Source organism: Streptomyces cyanogenus, from assembly GCF_017526105.1.
In the GTDB taxonomy this organism is placed as follows: Bacteria; Actinomycetota; Actinomycetes; order Streptomycetales; family Streptomycetaceae; genus Streptomyces; species Streptomyces cyanogenus.
Genome location: NZ_CP071839.1, coordinates 3870660 through 3891294, shown reverse-complemented (window position 1 = coordinate 3891294; position 20635 = coordinate 3870660). Strand labels below are relative to the sequence as shown.

General features: G+C 67.3%; 26 protein-coding genes and 1 tRNA gene. 14 read left to right on the top strand and 13 right to left on the bottom strand.

Annotated features, from left to right (window positions below; translation table 11 throughout):
- Positions 1–96: 96 nt before the first annotated feature.
- From S1361_RS17390 to S1361_RS17375, 4 genes are all read right to left on the bottom strand, one after another.
- Complete coding sequence (locus S1361_RS17390) at positions 97–621, bottom strand: hypothetical protein (protein WP_208032751.1); 525 nt, start codon at positions 619–621, stop codon at positions 97–99.
- A 506-nt stretch (positions 622–1127) separates the two neighbouring features.
- Positions 1128–1514: a hypothetical protein gene (locus S1361_RS17385; RefSeq protein WP_208032750.1), complete on the bottom strand. Its 387-nt coding sequence runs from the start codon at positions 1512–1514 to the stop codon at positions 1128–1130.
- A complete protein-coding gene (locus S1361_RS17380; RefSeq protein WP_208032749.1) occupies positions 1511–1927 on the bottom strand; it encodes a hypothetical protein in 417 nt (138 codons plus the stop codon). Before S1361_RS17380 ends, S1361_RS17385 begins: the two co-directional genes overlap by 4 nt.
- Positions 1927–2343: a hypothetical protein gene (locus S1361_RS17375; protein ID WP_243769200.1), complete on the bottom strand. Its 417-nt coding sequence runs from the start codon at positions 2341–2343 to the stop codon at positions 1927–1929. The genes S1361_RS17380 and S1361_RS17375 overlap by 1 nt, the downstream gene beginning before the upstream one ends.
- Positions 2344–2459: 116 nt before the next feature.
- Here S1361_RS17375 and S1361_RS17370 point away from each other — a divergent pair, with 116 nt between their 5' ends.
- Together S1361_RS17370 and S1361_RS17365 are read left to right on the top strand one after the other, a co-directional pair.
- A complete protein-coding gene (locus S1361_RS17370; RefSeq protein WP_208032748.1) occupies positions 2460–3503 on the top strand; it encodes a helix-turn-helix domain-containing protein in 1044 nt (347 codons plus the stop codon).
- A 14-nt stretch (positions 3504–3517) separates the two neighbouring features.
- Positions 3518–4189 (top strand): YdcF family protein, encoded by a 672-nt coding sequence (locus S1361_RS17365; RefSeq protein ID WP_208032747.1) that lies wholly within the window; start codon positions 3518–3520, stop codon positions 4187–4189.
- Between the two features lie 510 nt (positions 4190–4699).
- Here S1361_RS17365 and S1361_RS17360 read toward each other — a convergent pair.
- From S1361_RS17360 to S1361_RS17335, 6 genes are all read right to left on the bottom strand, one after another.
- Positions 4700–5878, bottom strand: coding sequence for a tetratricopeptide repeat protein (locus tag S1361_RS17360; RefSeq protein WP_208032746.1), 1179 nt, complete (start codon positions 5876–5878; stop codon positions 4700–4702).
- 186 nt (positions 5879–6064) lie between these two features.
- A complete protein-coding gene (locus tag S1361_RS40325; RefSeq protein WP_208032745.1) occupies positions 6065–6985 on the bottom strand; it encodes an AAA family ATPase in 921 nt (306 codons plus the stop codon).
- Between the two features lie 37 nt (positions 6986–7022).
- Positions 7023–7412 carry a hypothetical protein gene (locus S1361_RS17350; protein WP_208032744.1) on the bottom strand — a complete coding sequence of 130 codons (390 nt, stop codon included), beginning with the start codon at positions 7410–7412 and terminating at the stop codon, positions 7023–7025.
- 300 nt (positions 7413–7712) lie between these two features.
- On the bottom strand, positions 7713–8093 hold the full coding sequence (locus S1361_RS17345; protein ID WP_208032743.1) for a hypothetical protein: 381 nt from the start codon (positions 8091–8093) through the stop codon (positions 7713–7715).
- Positions 8087–8515 (bottom strand): ATP-binding protein, encoded by a 429-nt coding sequence (locus S1361_RS17340; RefSeq protein ID WP_208032742.1) that lies wholly within the window; start codon positions 8513–8515, stop codon positions 8087–8089. Before S1361_RS17340 ends, S1361_RS17345 begins: the two co-directional genes overlap by 7 nt.
- Positions 8516–8561: 46 nt before the next feature.
- Entirely contained in the window at positions 8562–8969 is a 408-nt protein-coding gene (locus tag S1361_RS17335; protein WP_208036644.1) for an NUDIX hydrolase, read from the bottom strand.
- Positions 8970–9078: 109 nt separating this feature from the next.
- Here S1361_RS17335 and S1361_RS17330 point away from each other — a divergent pair, with 109 nt between their 5' ends.
- On the top strand, positions 9079–9867 hold the full coding sequence (locus tag S1361_RS17330; RefSeq protein ID WP_208032741.1) for a GntR family transcriptional regulator: 789 nt from the start codon (positions 9079–9081) through the stop codon (positions 9865–9867).
- Positions 9868–9889: 22 nt separating this feature from the next.
- Here S1361_RS17330 and S1361_RS17325 read toward each other — a convergent pair whose 3' ends face one another.
- The gene (locus S1361_RS17325; RefSeq protein WP_243769199.1) at positions 9890–10255 is read right to left on the bottom strand and encodes a hypothetical protein; all 366 of its coding nucleotides are present in this window, start codon (positions 10253–10255) and stop codon (positions 9890–9892) included.
- Positions 10256–10433: 178 nt separating this feature from the next.
- On the opposite strand from S1361_RS17325, the gene S1361_RS17320 reads away from it, so the two are divergent.
- The 9 genes from S1361_RS17320 (at position 10434) to S1361_RS17280 (ending at position 16310) form a co-directional block, all read left to right on the top strand.
- Positions 10434–10790, top strand: a complete 357-nt coding sequence (locus S1361_RS17320) for an SCO3933 family regulatory protein (RefSeq protein ID WP_030790247.1) — start codon at positions 10434–10436, stop codon at positions 10788–10790.
- Positions 10790–12166, top strand: a complete 1377-nt coding sequence (locus S1361_RS17315; protein WP_208032740.1) for an FtsK/SpoIIIE domain-containing protein — start codon at positions 10790–10792, stop codon at positions 12164–12166. The genes S1361_RS17320 and S1361_RS17315 overlap by 1 nt, the downstream gene beginning before the upstream one ends.
- Before the next feature lie 34 nt (positions 12167–12200).
- Positions 12201–12821 (top strand): DUF2637 domain-containing protein, encoded by a 621-nt coding sequence (locus S1361_RS17310; protein WP_208032739.1) that lies wholly within the window; start codon positions 12201–12203, stop codon positions 12819–12821.
- 11 nt (positions 12822–12832) lie between these two features.
- Entirely contained in the window at positions 12833–13024 is a 192-nt protein-coding gene (locus S1361_RS17305; protein ID WP_103809705.1) for a mobile element transfer protein, read from the top strand.
- A 16-nt stretch (positions 13025–13040) separates the two neighbouring features.
- Positions 13041–13235 carry a hypothetical protein gene (locus tag S1361_RS17300; protein ID WP_184965503.1) on the top strand — a complete coding sequence of 65 codons (195 nt, stop codon included), beginning with the start codon at positions 13041–13043 and terminating at the stop codon, positions 13233–13235.
- 25 nt (positions 13236–13260) lie between these two features.
- Positions 13261–13506 carry a SpdD protein gene (locus S1361_RS17295; protein WP_189294835.1) on the top strand — a complete coding sequence of 82 codons (246 nt, stop codon included), beginning with the start codon at positions 13261–13263 and terminating at the stop codon, positions 13504–13506.
- A 140-nt stretch (positions 13507–13646) separates the two neighbouring features.
- Entirely contained in the window at positions 13647–14948 is a 1302-nt protein-coding gene (locus tag S1361_RS17290; protein ID WP_208036642.1) for a replication initiator, read from the top strand.
- Positions 14941–15153 (top strand): excisionase family DNA-binding protein, encoded by a 213-nt coding sequence (locus tag S1361_RS17285; RefSeq protein ID WP_208032738.1) that lies wholly within the window; start codon positions 14941–14943, stop codon positions 15151–15153. The genes S1361_RS17290 and S1361_RS17285 overlap by 8 nt, the downstream gene beginning before the upstream one ends.
- Entirely contained in the window at positions 15153–16310 is a 1158-nt protein-coding gene (locus S1361_RS17280) for a tyrosine-type recombinase/integrase (protein WP_208032737.1), read from the top strand. Before S1361_RS17285 ends, S1361_RS17280 begins: the two co-directional genes overlap by 1 nt.
- Positions 16311–16391: 81 nt before the next feature.
- Here S1361_RS17280 and S1361_RS17275 read toward each other — a convergent pair.
- Together S1361_RS17275 and S1361_RS17270 are read right to left on the bottom strand one after the other, a co-directional pair.
- Positions 16392–16464, bottom strand: a tRNA-Arg gene (locus S1361_RS17275).
- Between the two features lie 172 nt (positions 16465–16636).
- Positions 16637–17917, bottom strand: coding sequence for a M6 family metalloprotease domain-containing protein (locus tag S1361_RS17270; RefSeq protein WP_208032736.1), 1281 nt, complete (start codon positions 17915–17917; stop codon positions 16637–16639).
- Between the two features lie 354 nt (positions 17918–18271).
- Between S1361_RS17270 and S1361_RS17265 the strand changes: the two genes are divergently transcribed.
- Positions 18272–18910, top strand: coding sequence for a TetR/AcrR family transcriptional regulator (locus S1361_RS17265; protein WP_208036641.1), 639 nt, complete (start codon positions 18272–18274; stop codon positions 18908–18910).
- 181 nt (positions 18911–19091) lie between these two features.
- Positions 19092–20630: an MFS transporter gene (locus tag S1361_RS17260; RefSeq protein ID WP_208032735.1), complete on the top strand. Its 1539-nt coding sequence runs from the start codon at positions 19092–19094 to the stop codon at positions 20628–20630.
- Positions 20631–20635 lie beyond the last annotated feature (5 nt).

The window sequence follows — 20635 nt, the reverse complement described above, 5'->3', positions numbered from 1 at the left end:
GTGAGCCACCGTGGGTTCGAGTCCCACAGCCACCGCCCATGTGAACGGCCCCTGACCCGGGGGAAACGGTTAGGGGCCGTCGTGCTGTACGTCGCGCTAGAAGGGCGTCTCTAGAACACGCCGTGCGGTCACGGAGAAGGCGCTTCTGGCATCCTCAAGGGAGTCAAGGATCAAGTCCACACCTGCTGGACGAGAGCCGTCATGGCTCGGTGTTGGCTCACGTTCCACGGCACTGCGCAGATCGGCGATGCGTCCCCAAACTTCGACAGCTGCACGTTCGACTTCGGTCGGCCCAACCAGATCGATCTGGGCTTGCAACCTGCAAAGATCGCGCACCAACGATCGCAAAGTAGAGATCTGCTCGGCCCGGCTCAGTGGGCTTTCCGCGGCAGTGATCTCGCCATGCCAACCAAGCGCGACCAGAACTGGATGCAGGCCTTCCACTGCCTGCATGAAGGCCAAGTAGGCCTCACGCCTCTCGGACCTGAGTGACTTTCTGAAGTCCACTACCCCCTGGTCAACGGCCTGCTTGCGAGTGGCTATGTATGTCAACGTGGCCGCGCCGAGTGCCCCGACGACACCAACACTGGCACCCAAAACAGCGGCGACTCCCTGATCCATGGCCCCATTCTGCCGCCGTTGCCGGTCCTGCAGGAGGCCAGCACAGTGCGGTCGTTGCCCACTGCCTCAAGCCACCACTCTCCCCAGCTCCCATCCCGTCCGCCGTCGACCCACACACCGTGGAGCAGGCGTGGTCCCTGGCGTCCAGGTGGAGCGCGCTACTGTACGAACGACCTGGACGCCAGGGACCACGCCTGCTCGGCTTCGCCTGGGTCGGCGGTGGACGGGATGGGAGCTCCCCACGCACACCACAACGGACCCGCAGTCGGCGACGTCGCCCCCTCCATCCCGGTGCCGGCCGATCCCCCGCCGGAGGCATGGTTCTGACCGGGCCGCAATATGCGGTGCTCGGCTCATGGCCACCGGCCCTATCCACACATGGGCGCGCGTCGGCGCAGCGCGGGCGGAGCGGGCCGAAGGCAGGAGCGTCGCCCGCAGCGGAGCCGGGAGCGCGCCCGGCGGAGCGGAGCGCAGCTGGGGCTTGAACCAGTAGAGAAAGTTGTAACTCAGTCTGTCTCGCGGGGCTTGAAGTCGTGTGTGCCCGCCGGGAGTTCGGTCGCCTGGCGGTGGGCGAGTGGCAGGAAGAGCACCGGTCGGATCGTCCACGTGATGCGGGTCTTGGCGTGGGTCACCGACACCGTGCATGGCTCGGCGCGCAGCAACGCTCGGCGGGTCTCGATGCGGCCCTCGTACAGCCACTCCCATGCTTCGTCGGAGGCATCGGCGTCCAGGGCCGGGGAGATCGTTCGGAGTGCGACCGCTACCCAACGGTCGGCCTGAGGCGCCGAGCACGCGTCGAACGAGGCGAGGAGTTCCGGTTGCCGCTGGTCGGTCAGGTCCTGGGTCCAGCATTCGCACCAGTAGCCCCGCTCGGGTTGCTTCCGGCGACTCATCGGCTCGTCGCTTTCAGAGATGCAGTGGCATACGGGTGCTGGAGTGCGGCGCGCAGGGTGTCGGCGTCGGTGAGCGTGTCGTCGTCGGGCAGCTCGTACCAGCCGCCGAACCAGTCGTCCAGTTGCCCGGGGCCGGGTGCGACCAGCCATGAGTTGTTGGAGAGGTGGCGTACGGGCAGGCCGGCCCAGGTGCCGGCGGTGCCCGTGCCGATGACGTAGTAGAGGCGTTCGTGGGGGCCGTCGTACAGCACCGGACCGATCGTCGCCCCGGTGGCCCGCAGGTGAGCGAGGGCCAGGACGCCGATTGCCGCGGGGGTTCGTACGAGGTCCCAGCCGTCGCCCACTCGGAGCAGGCGCAGTCCGGGTACGTCGGTGATCACGGGCGCGTTTCGCAGCGCTTCACGGACAGACATCAGCTATTCCGTTGGGGCCGAGGGTGGGGGTTCGGGCTGAGGGTGCGCGCCGAGGCTGCTGCCAGCGTGGTGGGGCGGATCGTCATCAGACGGGTGCCTGTCGCCTCCATCTGCCGCATACGTTCGTCGGCGAGGCGTTTCGGGCCCAGATGGCTGAGGGCAGGCACCACGGCGCCGTAGGTCCCGGGCAACTGCAGGGCGTCCAAGAGGCCGACGAACGCAGGGGACCGGACGGCCACTGTCGTCTCGCGATCCGTGAACACCCCGCACAGCATGAGCTCGTGCTGCCGGCAGAACTCGGTGAGGGAGTAGACGAGCGCGGAATGGCGGGCCGGGCCGCCGGTGAGCCGGCGCAGGTAACCGAAGACCCGTGGGAAGGCAACGGGGCGCCGTTCCGTGATGAGTTCGTCGTCCATGCCCACAGCCTCAGCCGCCGCGGAGCGCCTGGAAATGTCCCTCTGTTGTACTTCCGTTGCACTTTCCGTCCCGGGCCGTCACTGAGAGTGGTTCCATACACGGAGGGAGGTCGTCCGTGGTCAGCGTGCAGCAATGGACCGGCCGGGAAGCGAGCGCTCTGCGCGCCGCCTTACGCATGAGCATGCGCGCGTTCGCCGAGCATCTCGGTGTCGCGCTGCGTACGGTTGCCAAGTGGGAGAGCCTGGGGACGGAAACCCAGCCTCGTCCGGACACGCAGGCCATCCTCGACACCGCGCTGGCTCGTGCGGATTCCTCCGCTCGAAGCCGCTTCGAAGCATTGCTCTTTCCCGAGCGGAAGTGCACGCAGCCGACGGACCACGAAACCTGGACCGAGGACATCGAGCGAGCGGTGGTCAGCATCAGCCGCCAGAATTTTCCCTTCGCCACCACCCTGCTGAACCGCTGGGTGGGACGCCTCGACCCGCGGCAACTGGACGACAAGGGCCTCTACCTCTACGGCCGTTCCCTTGTGCTTGTCGGTGACCTTCAGCGGGACCAAGGCGCTGTCCTCGGCCCGCTCTCGGCCCGGCATTCCTACACGACGGCCCGCGACATGTTCACCGAACTCGACGTTCCGCGCCGAGTGGCCCAGATCGAACTCTCGCTCGCCGTCGTCCAGGAGATGTCGGGCCAGCTGGACGCCTCCGCGCGCCGGTATGAAGCCCTGGCCACCGACGGGCGCCTGAGTCCGCGCGACCGGGCCAGGGCACAGCTGTGGGTGGGTACGGCGTTGAGCAAGCAGGGCGACAACGAGTACGCCACCCAGGTCATGACGACCGCCACCCGCGCCTTCGAGGATCTCGGTGAGCCGGAGGACTGGTCGGTCGCCCACCAGAAACTGGCCCTGGCCCACCGGGGTGCCGGTGAACTGTCGCAGGCCCTGCACTGCATCGACATCGCGCGTACGACCGGTGCGGTCGACTCCCCGATGCAGCGGGTGCGGCTGGACACCGCCTACGGGCACATCCTTCTGTCGGATGCGGCGACCCGGGATGATGGGTTGTCCGTTCTCGATCAGGCGGCGCAGGTGGCCCGGCAGTACGGGCTGAGCCACCAGTTGCGCAGTATCGAGAACATCCGCAAGGGCCAGCAGGGTTGAGGCAAGGAGCGCCGGTGCCGGAGCACGAGCAGCGTCAGATCAGCGATGAGCAGTTGCGTGACGCGCTGCTGATCTGGAACTACCACCAGATGGGTCATGCTCCACGGCCCTGCTCGGTGGCGATCGGGCTCGGCAGTCATGACCTGGGCGTGGCCACCACGGCTGCCGAGCTGTATCACGCCGGTCTGTTTCCGGTGCTGGTGTTCAGCGGCGGCAACAGCCCCACCACTCGGGTCCGCTTTCCACGCGGCGAGGCCGTCCACTACCGGGAGCACGCCCTGGGTCTGGGAGTGCCGGACGAGGCGATCATGGTCGAGACGGAGGCGGCGAACACCGGGCAGAACATCACCTTCTCCCGTGAGCTGCTGGCCGAAGCAGGCATCGCGGTCGAGTCGCTGCTGCTGATTTCCAAGCCCTACATGGAGCGCCGTTCGTACGCGACCTGTCGCAAGCTGTGGCCCCAGGTCGACGTCGTGTGTGCCTCCGAAGCGCTGGAGCTGGAGGACTACCTCAAGTCCATTGGCGACGAGAAGCTCGTGGTCGACATGCTCGTCGGCGACCTTCAGCGGGTGATCGAGTACCCGAAGCTCGGCTTCGCCGTCGAGCAGGACGTACCGGGGGACGTCCACGAGGCCTACGAGCGCCTGCTGCGGGCCGGCTTCGACAGCCGCCTCATCAACACCTGATCTCCCGAGCGCCTGCGCACGATGATGCTCGTCCCCCGCTCGTCAGTGATCGCTGGCGACCGCCCGCCTTGATGTCAGACAGAGCTGCCAGAGGGGTCTCACCTACAAACGTTTGTAGGTGAGACCCCTCTGAACTGGTGCCCCCGGCAGGATTCGAACCTGCGACACCCGCTTTAGGAGCGAGGCTGGGGAGCAATGCCGGTGACCTGGAGCTTCGGTACCACGTGAGGCGGCCGGAAACCCAACCGCAGGACACCCCAGTTGACCGCAGCTGACCTATGTATGTGGCACGACAGTGGCACGAACCCAAGCCCACGAAAGCCAGCCACGACGGCGAGTGCGCCAGCAAACTAGGCGCGCGTATGTCTCGCTGTACCCCCACCGGCCTCAGCCACGTTGCCGGTGTTCGACTAGAGCAATCCGCCGGCCGGCCGGACTGTGCTGTGCCAGCCTCGACTGCCTCCTGACCCCCAACTGACCGCAGTCAGCTACGACGGCGTGGGCCGGCGCTCAGGCACGCATGCGCTTCGTTGCGGCATCCCTATCAGCTTGAGCCCTGTTAGGACCTGTGTCGGAATGAAGAGCTGGACGGGAAAGTTGCTTCTGACGCGAGGCCAGACTTTGCGCTAGGACCCTCTTATCCTCTGCCGATTTTGTGCGTCCATCTTTGTCTTCCAGAGATGCCCATTGTCGCAAAGTCCATATAAGACAGCCGTCATCGTGCACCGTTTTGAAGTGATCGCACGCCTTAGCGAGCATTGCCCTAGCCCGATCTGGCTCATTCTGAGCTATGTAAATATCCGCCAAATCCGTATAAGTCATAGCCAGGCAATGAAGGTCATGCACCGCCCGGAATTGTTGGGCGGCCTTACCCGCCGAGGAAGCTGCTTCGTCAAATTCCTTCTGCTTTAGGTAGATCTTGGCGATCCGTCGAAGTGCCGTACCTTGGCAATGGCGATCATTCCCTGCAAGGAATCGCTGCCTCGCCATTTCGTAGTAGCGCTTGGCTTCGCGCGGGGCCTTCAGACGCAGGTGGATCTCTCCTAGTTCGAGATAGCCGTGTCCCAATTGATGAGAATCATTGCTAACCTTCAGCAATTGAAGAGACCGCTGGAGCAGTTTCTCGGCCTCAACGTGCTTCCCTCGGTCCGAAGCCACCTTTGCCAGCTGGGTCAAAACTCTGGATTCCGTGCGAGGGCTTCCTAGTTCCCTGGACAACTGTCGTGCTTCGTCAAGCATGCTTATAGAGTCCTCATGGATATGAGTTCTCTCGCCTGCCTTGATACGCTCAATCAGTGCATTTATGATGCAATGATTGCATCCGAGACGGCGCGCAGATTGGACAGCAAAGGAGGTCACGGTACGCCATACGTTAGGGTGAAATCTCCTCTGGAAGAAAGTCGTAAGGTTCGACGAGATTCTAAGCAAGAGGTCATCAGAGCCATTCTTGTAAGCAGCCTCGACTACTTCCGCAATCGCAGCGACCTCGCTCTCTAGCCAATCCGTGGCGGCTTGCGGGTTTGCTTGGAAGTTCTTTCCCGCCTCCCTGCTGCCGAAGATGGCATCGCTGGCTTCGTCGACCATATGGGCATACCAGTTAGTCATACCCGTGACGAGGGAGCTGGCGTGATCAATGCCTTCTTCGCCCTCAAGGCATTCGTGAGCGAATGCTCTGATCAGGTCGTGCATCTTATACCGGCCGGGTAGCGGACTCAGCTGCACCAAGTTGGCATCTAGAAGATCTTCAAGAATGTCTTCGCATTCGAACTCTCCGAGATCCGCGAGATTTGCAACCAGCTCGGACGAAAAACTGGATGCCGGGACTACGCCTAGAATCTTGAATACATGCTTGAGGGTCGCGGGTAGACTCTCATACTAGAGAATGAAGCTCGCCCGCACGGCCAAATCGCCAGCTTGCAAGAGTTGGAGTCTACGCCGCTCATCCTGAAGGCGAGAGGCATAGTATGCCAGTGGCCAAGTCACTCTATCGCGCAATTTGTTGGCTGAGATCCTTAGAGCCAATGGCAGGCCGCCGCATAGGTCGACAATGAGGTGTGCTGCCGTGATATCTGCGTCCACCCTATCGTGGCCAATTGTTCTGTGCAGGAGGTCCAGGCCATCGTTGCGGCTGAGTGTTGCAAGGGATGATCGCCTGACGCCGACGAGTCCTGACAGGTTATTTCGACTAGTAATAACGGTCGCGCAACCCGAATTGCCTGGGAGGAGTGGCCTCACCTGAGATTCACTAGCGGCATTATCCAGGATCAACAAAACTCGCCTCGTGGCCAGTGCCGAGCGAAACTGATTGATTTTCGCGTCGAAGGCCTCGGGGAGATCTGGGCCGGAAAGCCCGAGCGCGTGTAGAATGTTATCGATAATCTGCTCTAGATCGACTCCTTTGCCGTCTGCCCCGTTTAGGTTCACGTATATCTGAGCGTCAGGATAGGAGGGCGCCAGGGCGTGCCCGAGCCTCGTGGCAAGGGCGGTTTTTCCGACTCCTGGCGGGCCAGAGATTGATACGGTCCCTCCTTGGGGGGTCCTTTCTTTGAAAAACTCCAAAAGATCGGAGAGCTCCTGGGATCGCCCTACGAATTCGGGATCGTCAGCGGGCAGCTGGGCGGGACGTATAGATGTCGTTACGGCGTTTTCTGCGCTTATTGGCGCGACGTGTCCACTTTCTCCATGCCGATCGACATTGATACCGCCGGCAACGTGGGAGACATGTACAACGGTGCGAGGAGAGGAGGGAGGCTTCTTTTTGTTGCGTGCAGCCTTCTTTTTATCTCTTTTGCCCATGATTGCAGCCTCACGCATTCCGCTGATCAGCTGATGGCTAGAAATTCAAGTCGCCATGCACCGTCTCTACGTTGACGATCTTACCGATCTTGGCGTTCTGGTAATTGTTGTAAACCTTGGCAATCACCTCTGAGTTCACAGAGGGGCTAGGTGCTTGTTCTACAAAGTTTCGCACGGTACCAAAGAATTGGGCATCTTCGAGCATGGCGGTTGTGAGCCAGTGAGTCATCCTCGCCATGACTGCTTCGTTTCGCGGGTCTTGCTCCAACTTTTCCAAGGTGGACTCAGCGTTGTTATTGCCCTGAAAACGTCTGCGAATGGTTTCCAGCAGTGCAGTCGTTCCCTGCCATGCGCTTTTTCCGGCTTCCGCCAAGAACCCTTGTGCCAGCAAAACTGAGCTGGTGGCTGCAACGAGTTCGATGTCCATTCTGCCCCCACAATGAACTGGAAGCTGGCGCTTCCTGGCGTTGGTCACGCTTTCATCACCTGGACAGCGATGATCCCACACAGACTTGCCCCCCACCACAGGAACTTCTGAACGGCAAGCTCGGCTTCCTCCCTGCGGACGACACGTCACGGGTGCGGCGGTAGGCGGATGATGCTGTGCGCGGCACGGACGCCGACCGGGCTGGAGCGGGACGAAGGCAGGAGCGCAGGCCCGGCCGGGGGCCGGGCCGCGCGCGGGGAGCGGAGCGAGCCGCCTTGAACCGGTAGAGAAAGTTGTAACTCAGTCTGTCTGGCGAGGCTTGAAGTCGTGAGCACATGCTGGGAGTTCAGCCGCCTGACGGAGCGCGAGGGGCAGGAAGAGCACCGGTCGGATCGTCCAGGTGATGCGGGTCTGGGCGTGGGTCACTGACATTGTGCACGGCTCGGCGCGCAGCAAGGCTCGACGGGTTTCGATGCGGCCCTCGTACAGCCACTCCCATGCCTCATCGGAGGCGTCCGCGTCCAGGGCCGGTGAGATCGTGCGGAGTGCGACCGCTACCCAACGGTCGGCCTGGGGTGCCGAGTAGGCGTCGAACGATGCCAGCAGTGCCGGCCCCCGCTGCTCGGTCAGGTCCTCGGTCCAGCACTCGCACCAGTAGCCCCACTGCGGCGGCTTCAGCATGGGTGGCCTCCCAGGCGGGTGTCCGCGTACAACTCCGCGGTGACCGTGTGGCCCTGGTCGCTGTCGTGGACGACGACCCGGTGAGCGATGGCGGTGACCATGCCCAGTCCCCGGCCGTGTTCGGCGTCCTGGTCCTGGTGCTCGACCTTCGGGGCCGTGGCCGTACCACCGTCGTCCGTGACGGACACCGCGACCACCTGAGCCGAGACGGCGACCGCCAGGTGGAAGCTGCCGTACTCCTGGCCGCTGGCGGTGTGGAGGATCGCGTTCGCGCTCAGCTCGCTCACGATCAGCTCGGCGTCTTCGGCTAAGGGGGAGCCGCGCAGGATGTCGCGGGTCCAGCGGCGGGCCCGACTCACTTCTTCCGGGAATCCTGGGCAACTCAGTCCCCAGACCCGGGCTGCACTCGTATACTCGTGCATACAAGTTCCTTCGTGCTGGTAGGCCGCCATGTGCAGCGGGTTCGGGCTAGACGAGTTTCACGCCGTCGTGGGCGCGGATGGCCGGCGGGGTCGTCGCGTCGAGTGCGTCCAGGACTCGGATCGCGTACGCCTCGTCGGCAAGCTCGGTGACCTCTTCGCGGGGGGCCCAGCGCAGTGCGCGGGTCTCGTCACCGGTGGTGGGCACACCGTCGGCGGCTTCACAGCGGAAGACCAGCGAGACGATCAGGCCCTTCATGTTCTTGTAGACGCCGGTCAGGGTCGCCGGAACGGCGATCTTGATTCCGGTCTCTTCGAGGACCTCGCGCTGGAGGGCTTCCGGGATGGTCTCCTCGCGTTCGAGGACACCGCCCGGCGGCTCCCACTTGCCGTTGTCCCGGCGCTGGATCAGGAGGGCCCGGCCTTGGTCGTCCACGACGACCCCGGCGACGCTCACGGAGTGCGGGCGTTCAGTGCTCACGTTCCTCGGCCCTCTCGGCTGGCTAGGCTCTCCACCGTAGCAACAACACTCGCCCACTCGTCTAGATACCTAAAGGAGTACTCACGTGAGCCCTCTTTCTTCGGGCCTCCTCGGTGATCTCGACCCCACGAGCGATCGTGCGGTCTTCCGGCAGATCGCCGACCAGCTGCGCGAGGCCATCGACCGTGGGCGATTCCGCGAGGGCGAGAAGCTGCCCTCGGAAGCCGACCTTGTCGATCACTTCGGGGTGTCCCGGATGACGGTCCGCAACGCCTTCTCCATCCTCCAGGGTGAGGGCCTGGTGCACGCCGAGCACGGTAGGGGAGTCTTCGTGCGACCACGACCGCCCGTGCGGCGGCTCGCCTCGGACCGTTTCGCCCGGCGGCACAGGGAGCAGGGCAAGTCCGCGTTCATCGTGGAGGCCGACGCGGCCGGCAGTCACCCCCAGGTCGACAGCCTGGAGGTCAAGGAGGAGAAGGCCAGCCAGGACGTCTCCGCCCGGCTGGGCTCGGTGCGGCGCGTGCTGGCTCGTCGGCGCCGGTACCTGCTCGACGGGCGGCCGGTGGAGTTCGCCACCTCCTACCTCCCGCTCGACGTCGCCCGCGGGACCCCGATCGCGGAACCCAACCCCGGGCCCGGCGGCATCTATGCCCGCCTGGAAGAGCTGGGCCACCGCCTCGACCACTTCGAGGAAGAGATCCGCGCCCGGATGCCCTCGCCCGCAGAGGTGAAGACGCTCCGGCTGGCCGCTGGCGTGCCGGTCATCCACCTCATCCGGACGGCCTTCGACACCGAGGGTCGGGCCGTCGAGGTCTGCGACACGGTGATGGCGGCGGACGCGTACGTTCTGGCGTACCAGCTTCCGGCCACGTGACCAGGTGGGCGACGGCACAGCTCTAAGCGGTCGGCTCGTCCTCTCCGTCGGCGGCCGACGCGAACATGTGGCCGAGGTTGGTCCACATGAAGCTCTCTCGCCAGTCGGGCTTGTCGAGCATCCAGCCGAGGAGAGCCTGCAAGACCTTCTCCTGGGACACCGTTCGGGTCTGGTAGTGCTCTGCGGGGACACCGTCGCGGTACTCCAGCTGGTAGGTGTTGTTGTCGCGGAACCAGACCTGGATGTACCAGTCGCCCTCCCGTTCCTCGTCCCGGCGCTCAAGGATCAAGTACTCGTTTCCGCGTCTCAGGTTGGCGAGCATGGTTCCTACTGCCGGCTTCGTGGGGCGCTTCAGCTCGTAGCCACGGCCGTTGGTCGCTATCAGCATGGGGGGATTCTGACGGGTGGGTCTGACATGGGGCGCAGGGCGCTTCTCCGAACTCGTACGCCCCAACACGCTTACTCGTATAGACGAGTGGGCAAGTTGTGTGGCAGGGTGAGTGCGTGATCCCGATCAAGGGGCTCGCAGAACCCACCTTGTATAGACAAGTAGATAGGAGTGTGCCTTGCGCACCATCCGCGTGGAGACCTCCGGAGCGACGATCCTCCTCACCGAGGCCCCCGAGCCGAAGGTCCGCGACCGGCAGACCGGCGAGATCGCCAAGGACGCAAACAGCGGCGAGGCGCTGATGACCATCGGCGTCGTCTACATCGAGGACGGCGAGTCGTCGCTCATCAAGGTCACCGTTCCGGAGGGCGGCATCTCCGAGGGGCTGACTCTCGGCGCGCCGGTCTCGCTGCCGGGCCTCGTCGCCCGGCCGTGGGAGTCCGTCTTCAACGGCCAGCAGCGCCACGGCATCGCCTACCGCGCTGCTGCCGTCACTCCGGCCGCCTTCCCGGCCGCGACCGGGGCCGCCGCCTGATGTCCGACCTGACGACGCTTCTGGAAGTGGGTGGTCCTGTCGCCGCACTCGGCGGCGGGGCCGCCTACGCCCGGGCCAAGCACCCGGCGGCGTACTGGTCCACGGTCGGTCTGCCGGTGTCCACGGTCCGGCTGCTCAGCTCGTACGGCTCGGTCATGGAAGCGTGCGGCCTGACCGTGGCACCCTCCCGGCTGCGGGTGCTCGCCGTGAAGGCCATGACGCAGCGCGTGGTACGGCCCGTACCGCCGCGTCGGGGCCTCATCCGGCCCACCACGACCGGGCTGCGGATACGCCTCCGCCTGGCGCCGGGCCAGGAACCCGCCGACGTCGCCGCCTCCGCCGAACGCCTGCGGCACGCGTGGGGCGTTCACGCCGTGTACGTCACGACCGTCAAGCCGGGGGTCGTCGAGCTGCGGCTCGTGGGTTACGACGTCTTACGGCGGGTGCGCATGCCGCGCAAGATCGCGGGCGGCTTCCTGAAGGTGCCGGTCGCACTGCGAGAGGACGCCACGCCGTTCGTCCGCGACTACCGCACCATCCCCCACCAACTCACCCTTGGCGCCACGCTGTCCGGCAAGTCCATGTACCTGCGGCACCTCATCGCCGGACTCGCTCCTCAGCCGGTCGCCCTCGTCGGCATCGACTGCAAGCGGGGTGTCGAGCTGGCGCCCTTCGCGCCCCGGCTCTCCGCACTCGCGACCGACCCGGAACAGGCGGCTGAACTGCTGCCGGTGCTGGTCAAGGAAATGGAGGACCGCTACGACCTGATCAAGGCCCGCCAGGGCATCGCCCCCGGCACCCCGGACGAGGAAATCACCTCCGACATCTGGGGCCTGCCCGAGCACGAACGCCCGGTACCGGTAGTGCTGTTCGTGGACGAGGTGGCCGAACTCTTTATGATCGCCACAAAGAAGGACGAGGAACGGCGCGACGAGATGGTCACCCAGCTCATCCGCCTCGCCCAGCTCGGCCGCGCCGCCGGCATCTACCTGGAAGTGTGCGGACAGCGCTTCGGCGCCGAACTCGGCAAGGGCGCCACCATGCTCCGCGCCCAGCTCACCGGCCGCGTTTGCCACCGAGTCAACGACGAAGCGTCCGCCAAGATGGCCCTGGGCGACATCGCCCCCGAAGCGGTCTCCGCCGCCTGCTCCATCGCCCCGGAACGGCCCGGTCTGGCCGTGGCGGGCGACACCTCCGGCGGCTGGTCCCGCATCCGCACGCCGTACCTCTCCCTCGGCGACGCTGCCGAGACCTGCCGCGAGTCGGCCCACCTGGTCCCCGACGTCCCCGCCCTGAAGCCCTTCCGGCCCGACGTGCCCGAGCAGCCGGTCGAGAGCACGCCGCCGGTCGTCCTGCCGCACCCGGTCACCGACTGACCTTCCCCTGCCCGACTCCGGAAGGAGCCGCATCATGCGTGCCCACCTGGCCCGCGTCGACGCGGTGCTCGTCCAGGCGTTCATTGCCGCCGCGCTGTCCTTCGCCCACCTCCACGACGTCGCTGTGGCCGCCGGACAGGACGGATGGAAGGCGTGGGCCTACCCCGTCTCCGTCGACCTGCTGCTGGTCGCCGCCTGGCGTCGACTGCGCTCCGGGCACGGCAAAGCGGCGGCCTGGTGCTGGTTCGTCATCGCGCTCGCCGCCTCCCTCGGTGCCAACGTCGCCACCGCCGGCCTCCTCGACCTCGGCAACGTCCCAGCCTGGCTGCGCATCCTCGTCGCGGGCTGGCCCGCAATCGCCTTCCTCGGCGGGACCCTCCTCGCTCACACCGCGCCCAAGATGGACTCCGAAGCCGAGGTCATCGAGGACCAGGAGGACGAGCCCGAAACCGCGTCCGAGCCACCTGCCCAACCGGCCATCGAGGCACCACCGCAACCCTCGCCCGTACCCGTCCCGTACGCCCTGGTCGACCACGCCCGCAAGGTCGCCGCCGAGCACCACGCCCGTACCGGCGTCCCGATCGACACCCCCACTCTCCGCGCCCGCCTCGGCGTCCCGGCCCCGATGGCCGAAGCCATCGCCGCCCACCTCTGAGAGGAGACCCCGTGTCCGCCAATCGCAGCTTCCGCAACGTCACCCGCATCGGCCCCGTCCAGGTCGGCACCGCTTACGACAGCCGGGGCCGTGAGAAGCACACCGCGGCCTGCACCGCCCCGCGCTGCGGCTTCTCCGCCGACTACGACAGCCGCGCCGCCGCCGAACTGGCCGCCCGCACCCACCGCTGCCCCGTCCGCTGAAAGGACCCGGACAACCGTGACCGTCAGCCTGCCGCTCGTCGTCGTCCTCGGCTTCTTCGCCTGGGGAGCGATCAAGTTCCTCGGCGTACGCACCTGGATCGTCGTCCTGATCGCCCTGTTCGGCTTCTGGCTCTCGCACACCTTCCTGGCTCCCGCCATCGAGTCCGGCACGCGCTCCGGCGTGAGCGTCGTAAACGGCTCACATGCCTAGACGAGTAGATAAGGAGACGCCCACTGTGTTCCTGCCCAAGTACCCGGACAGCCCCACCCCGCCGCCCGCCCACACCCACGCACCGACCGACCCGGCTCCCGTCCGACGCGGCCTCCCGTCGCTCCCCGTGGATCAGAAGACGGTCGCGACGGTGCTCGTCGCCGGCGTGGTCCTCACCGCGCTCCTGGCCGCCGTCGCTGTCACGGCCATATCCGTGGCCGTCGCCGCTGTCGTCGTGCGCTCCCTGCTCCGCGACCAGTACCGGCGCTGACAAGCCGAACTGCACCCGGGGCGGCCACGACACGGCCAAGCATCCGGCCGCCCCGGGCCATCACTCCTGACCGATCCAGCCAGAAGGAGACCGCTATTTTCACCCGCACCACCCCGCCCCCGCTCCCGGAACTCGCAAGGCTGGCCGAAGGCGGCACCCTGCCCGGTATCCTCCGGCAGCTCTCCGGGCTCGGCGGCTGCACCAACCCGATCCGCCTGGATGGCCACCGCACCGAGTACGACATCGACACCACCACCGGTGAGATCGGCCGCGTCCTCCACCACCTCGACTCGACCACCCTCCCCGCCGGCCAACTCCTCGTCCGGTGCAACAACCGCCGCACCACCCGCTGCCCGGCCTGCGCCGAGGTCTACCGCCGCGACACCTTCCACCTGATCACTGCGGGGCTGCGCGGTGGCAAGGGCACCCCGGAACACGTTGCTGCGCACCCCCGCGTCTTCGCCACCTTCACCGCCCCCGGCTTCGGCCCGGTCCACAACCGCCGCACTGATGGCCGCCCCTGCCGCTGCGGCACCCACCACGACCAGGACGACGATGGCCTTGGTGCTCCGCTCGATCCAGACACCTACGACTACGAGGCGGCCGTCCTCTGGAACGCGCATGCCGGGCAGCTCTGGCGGCGCTTCTCCGTCTACCTGCGCCGTGAGGTGGCCAAGCGCGCGGGCCTGTCACAGCGGCGGTTCCGGGAGCACGCGCGCGTGTCCTTCGCGAAGGTCGCCGAGTACCAGAAGCGCGGAGCCGTCCACTTCCACGCGGTCATCCGCCTCGACGGCCCCGGCGGAGGAGACACCCCGCCTCCGGCCTGGGCAACGGCCGAACTCCTCACCGACGCCATCGAGGCCGCTGCCGCCAAGGTCCGCGTCGACGGCCCGGTCATCGACGGCCGTGCTCACACCTTCGCCTTCGGCCGCCAGCTCGACGTCCGTACCATCCGCTCCGCCGACTTCAACGACGGCCAGGAACTGACCGAGCGGGCCGTAGCGGCGTACATCGCCAAGTACGCCACCAAGGGCGCGGAGACCGCGACGGGTGCCCTCGACCGCCCGCTGAAGTTCGCCGCCGAACTCGCCCAGCTCGACATCAGCGACCACGCCCGCCGCCTCATCCGAACTGCCTGGACCCTCGGCGCACGCAAGGACCTGGAACACCTCCGCCTGCGCGCCTGGGCCCACATGCTCGGCTTCCGCGGCCACTTCTCCACCAAGTCCCGCCGTTACTCCACCACCCTCGGCGCCCTCCGCGACGCACGCGCCGAATGGCGCCGAGCACAAGCCGCAGCAGCCAACGGCCCAGAGACCGAGACGACGTACGTCCTCGCCCACTGGGTCTTCGCCGGCACCGGCCTGTCTGACGCCGAAGCCTGGCTTGCCGCATCCCTCGAACCCGCTCCCGGAACGGAAGGAGAACCCACTCATGGCTGACCGCTACCTGACCGTGGCGCAGGTGGCCGAACTCCTTGGCACTACGGAACGCTTCCCGCGTCGCCTGATTGCCGAGCGACGCATCGTGTTCGTCAAGGTTGGCCGTCACGTCCGCATTCCGGAGAGCGCGCTGAACGCCTTCATCGACGCCAACACGGTGCAGGCGATCGGTCATCGGCGCAGCTCCCTGCGGAGGGCTGCCTGATGGCCAACAAGAAAGGGAGGCGTCGGGACTTCGGTTCGGTCCGACAGCTTCCGTCTGGCCGTTGGCAGGTCCGGTATCGAGACCCGGAGACGGGACAACTGCGTCCCGCTGAGAAGACGTATGCCACCAAGACCGACGCTCACGTCGCCCTGACGCACATCGAGTCGGACATCGCGCGCGGGCAGTGGTCGGATCCGGACGCCGGGCAGGTGAACTTCGCCGAGTACGCCACCGCATGGCTGCGGGACCGCAAGCTGGCCGACCGCACCCGCGAGCGGAACGAGTCGGTGATGCGGCTGCATATCCTGCCCACCTTCGGGGCCGGAACGGTGGCCGACGTGACGACCGCTCGCGTACGGAGTTGGCGCGGCAAGCTCCTGGCGGCCGGCGTCGGTGAGCCGTCGGTCGTCAAGGCGTACCAGTTGCTGCGTGCCCTGATGAACACGGCCGTCGACGACGAGCTGATCCGGCGCAACCCGTGCCGCATCAAGGGCGCCGACCGTTACGACGTGCCTGAACGGCCAGTCCTCACGGTGGCGGAGGTCTTCGCCGTGGCCGACTCCATCGCGCCGCGCTACCGGCTGCTCGTCCTCCTGGCGGCCTTCACCACGCTACGGTTCGGGGAGCTGGCGGCCTTGCGGCGCCGGGACATCGACCTGGAGGCGCTGACTGTCACTGTGCGCCGAGCTCAGGCCGAACTGCAGGACGGCCGGCTCTTCGATAAGGCGCCGAAGTCCGCGGCGGGGGTGCGGTCCGTCTCCTTCCCGGCCGAACTCCTCGATGCGGTCACGCACCACCTGGAGCACTTCGCCGCCCCCGGCCGTGACGGACACGTCTTCGTCGGCCCCCAGGGCGGACAGCTGCGACGGAGTAACTTCCGGGACGACTGGGTCAAGGCGCGGAAGGCTGCGGGCGTCACGGCCGAACTGCACTTCCACGATCTTCGGCACACGGGCAACACGCTGGCGTCGACCGCAGGGGCCAGCACCCGTGAGCTGATGACCCGCATGGGCCACAGCAGCTCCCGTGCCGCGCTGATCTATCAGCACATGACCAGCGACCGGGACCGCGCCCTGGCAGACCGGCTCGGTGCCATGATCCGGGGCGGTGGGGGAGTGACCTCCGAGCCCTCCGATAAGGACCCTGCGGGCCCGTAGTGGCACGTCTGTGGCACGACCCCTGAAACGCCGAAGGGCCAGCCTGGGAGGGGATCCCTCCTGAGCTGGCCCTTCTCTCTGTGCCCCCGGCAGGATTCGAACCTGCGACACCCGCTTTAGGAGAGCGGTGCTCTATCCCCTGAGCTACGAAGGCGTGGGTGGGCGTCCTGGTGGGCGCTCGGTCCACAGGGTACCGGATCAGGGTGGGGCGGGGTGGAGGGAATGGGGCGAGGTCGGGGGGTGGGGGTGTGGAGGTCCTGCTTGATGGGGTCGGCCGTCGAGCGCAGGGCGGGGAGGAGGGCCTGGCCGCGCCTACGAATCCCTCCTCACCCCCGGCTCACCCGCACCCGGCAATTCCCCTCCTCGTCCATGCTGAGCACCTGTATCGCGATGCCGTGCCGCGGATCCCTGAAGCTCTCGCCGGGCGTGAACGGGGCGTCGGAGAGTTCGGTGTGGACGTTGGGGCTGCGGGTGCAGCCGCCGCTGTTGCGGTGGCTGTCGTAGACGGTGACCGGGCCGCGGCCGGTGTCGACGGTGGCGTCGATCTTGTAGATGAGGAGGCCGGGGCGGCACACCGCCTCGTCGTTGCCGCCCTGCGCGCGTACCTCCAGCGCGTAGGTGGTGCGCGGGTTGACCGGCACCAGGACCAGTTTGCCGCCGCCGGCCTTGTACAGAGGGGACAGGCTGTACTCGACGCTGCCCGGTGCCGCCGCGCAGCCGACCTGGCTGCCGTCCAGCCAGCCCAGCTTCCACTTGTGCCAGCCGAGCAGGTCGTTGTCGGCGCCCCAGTCCTCGCTCATGATGTCCCAGTGCCCGACCGCGCCCCCGCCGTCCTGGGTGTACAGGTCGGGCAGGCCGAAGGTGTGGCCGTTCTCGTGCGGCAGCACCCGGTAGCCGGTGCGGGTGTAGGAGCCGGAGCCGTCGTCCTGGCGGGAGTAGACGAAGGAGGCGTTCGCTATGCGGACGCCGTCGGCGACCGGGGCGTCGTCGTTGCCGGCGAAGGTCACGGACAGCACGGTGTCCAGGGCCGAGGGGCCGGCGTTCGGGGTGACGAGGACGTTCAGCAGGTCGTAGTCGCGGAAGTTCACCTTCGGGTCGGCGGTGGCCACGATGTCCTGGACCAGGGTCCGGTAGCCGGGGTCGAAGGGGGCGCCGCGCTCTATGCCGTAGGACCGGAAACGTTTCGGCATGCGCAGCCAGGTGGTCACCGGGGTTTCGGGGCGGTAGTCGAGCCGGCCGTACGACGCGGTGTGGAACCACTCCTGGGTCTGCGGGAAGAACTCGTGGAAGCGGTCCATCGCGCTGCCCGGCCCGGGCGCGTCGGGGAAGTCGACCATCAGGGTCAGGGCGCGGACGGTACCTGTGGAGCGGGAGTAGCCGGGCGGGGTGGGCAGGCCCTCGGTCATCTGCACGTCCGGGCCGCCACGGATCATGCAGGGTACGAGCGCGGAGGTGCCGGTCAGGTTGACCGGCCCGGCGGTGGTGAGCGCCGTCGGGTTCCCGGTCCCGGCCGAGGTGCTGACCGCGAGGGTCAGTGCGGTCACCGCGGACAGGCCGGCGAACCGGCGCGGGCGTATGCGGCGGCGGGGCGGCGACTGCGACTGCATGCAGGGACCTTTCGCCACGGCAGCCGCCGGTCTCCGGCTGCACCCTTGCGCTCACCCTGTGCCGGGGCCGCGGCGGGCGCGCGCTGGAGGAGCCGATCGTGCGAAAGCAGAGCCGCACCGGGGTGAATCCCGGCGGCTGTTGATTGTGTCTCAGGTCACAGGAATTCTTCCGGGGGCCGGGAAATAACCGGGGACGGTTTCCCCGTTTAGCCCTGTGTCCGAGCGAAACGGGGACCGGCTCCCCGGATCGTCCCGGACGCCGGCCGAGTGACCGCGTGAGACGGGGAACGACCCCGTGGCGCGCTGTCGAACCCGTAGCACCCCACCGACTCGAAGGAGTACGCCGTGTCCGCCATGACCGCCCCCGCTCCGCGCAAGGCGCCCCGGCCTCGCGCCGACGCCCTGCGCAACCGGGAGCGGATCGTCACCGCCGCCCGGGAGATGTTCGTCGAGCACGGCCCCGACGTGCCGCTGGACGAGATCGCCCGCCGGGCCGGTGTCGGCAACGCCACGGTGTACCGCAACTTCCCCGACCGCGACGCGCTCGTCCGCGAGGTCGTCTGCTCCGTGATGGACCGCACGGCCGAGGCGGCCGAGCTGGCCCTCGCGGAGACCGGGGACGCGTTCGCCGCCCTTGAGCGCTTCGTGCACACCGCCGCCGACGAGCGGATCAGTGCGCTGTGCCCCATGATCTCCAGCACCTTCGACAAGAACCACCCCGATCTGGAAGCCGCCAGCAAGCGCGTCGAGCAGCTCGTCGAGGAGGTCATGGGCCGGGCGAAGGCTGCCGGGCAGCTCCGGCCGGACGTCGGCGTCGGCGACCTGCTGATCGTGGTGGCGCAGCTGAGCCGGCCCCCGGCCGGCACGGACTGCATGCGCGGCGACCGCTTCGTCCACCGCCATCTCCAGCTGCTCCTCGACGGTCTGCGGGCCCCGGCCCGCTCCGCCCTGCCCGGCCGGGCCGTCGGCCTCGGGGAGCTGCGCGCATCCTGACCGATTAGCCCCGCCGACCGATTAGCCCCGCTGACCGATTAGTTCCGCTCCCGCTCCGAGTCCACCCTCCCGGCACGGCAGCCGCCCGGCCGCCGTGTCCTCTTCACCTTTCCGCCTTACTCCGTTTTCTCATCGTTTTTCGTCGCACCTTCCGTCACGAAGTCCCGAAGTGGGTATCCCCATGTCCGAATCAGCCCTCAAGGCTCCCGGCGTCACCGCCCCGAGCGGTGACGCAAACCGCTGGAAGGCGCTCGTCTTCATCGCGCTCGCCCAGCTGATGGTCGTCCTCGACGCCACCATCGTGAACATCGCCCTGCCCGCCGCCCAGCAGGACCTCGGCATATCCGACGGCAACAAGCAGTGGGTCATCACGGCCTACGCCCTCGCCTTCGGCGGTCTGCTCCTGTTCGGCGGCCGGATCGCCGACCTGTGGGGCCGCAAGCGCACCTTCGTGCTCGGTCTGGGCGGCTTCGCCGCCGCCTCCGCGCTCGGCGGTGCCGCCACCACCGGCGCGATGATGTTCGGCGCCCGCGCCCTCCAGGGCGTCTTCGGCGCGCTGCTCGCGCCGGCCGCGCTGTCCCTGCTCGCGGTGATGTTCACCGACGCCAAGGAGCGCGCCAAGGCGTTCGGCATCTACGGCGCGATCGCGGGCGGCGGCGGTGCCGTCGGCCTGATCCTCGGCGGCTTCCTGACCGAGTACCTGGACTGGCGCTGGACCTTCTTCGTGAACGTCCCGTTCGCCGTGGTCGCCGCGGCCGGCGCCTACTTCGTCATCCGTGAGCCGGAGGGCGGCCGCAACCGCAACCCGCTCGACATCCCGGGCGTCCTGCTCTCCACCCTCGGCCTGGTCGCGCTCGTGTACGGCTTCACCCGCGCCGAGTCCGACGGCTGGAGCGACGCGGTGACCGTGTCGATGTTCGTCGCCTCCGTGGTGCTGCTGGTCGCGTTCGCACTCGTGGAGTCCAAGGTCAAGGCCCCGCTGCTGCCGCTGCGCGTGGTGACCGACCGCAACCGCGGCGGTATCTACCTCTCGCTGGGTCTCGCGATCATCGGCATGTTCGGCCTGTTCCTCTTCCTGACCTACTACCTGCAGATCGTCAAGGGCTACTCGCCGGTCAAGACCGGCTTCGCCTTCCTGCCGATGGTGGTCGGAATGATCACCGGCTCCACCCAGATCGGCACCCGGCTGATGACCCGCGTCCCGGCCCGCCTGCTGATGGGCCCGGGCTTCCTGGTCGCCGCGGCCGGCATGCTGCTGCTGACCCAGCTGGAGATCGACTCCTCGTACGGCGCGCTGCTGCTGCCCGCGATGGTGCTGCTCGGCCTCGGCATGGGTACGGCGTTCATGCCGGCGATGTCCCTGGCCACCCAGGGCGTGGAGCCCCGCGACGCCGGTGTCGCCTCCGCGATGGTCAACACCTCGCAGCAGGTCGGCGGCGCGATCGGCACCGCCCTGCTGAACACCATCGCCTCCTCGGCGACCACCTCGTACGTCAAGGACCACATCGCCGGTGCCACCGCCCGGCCGCAGCAGGAGCTGGTGAAGCTCCAGGGCATGGTGCACGGCTACACCGCCGCGATCTGGTTCGCCGTCGGCATCCTGGCGGCCGCCGCCCTGATCGCCTTCACCTTCGTCAACGCCGGCCGTCCCGGTTCCACCCCGGTGGCCTCGGGCGAGGGCGTCGAGGACGAGGTCCCGGTGCCGGTGGTGGCCCACTGACGGGC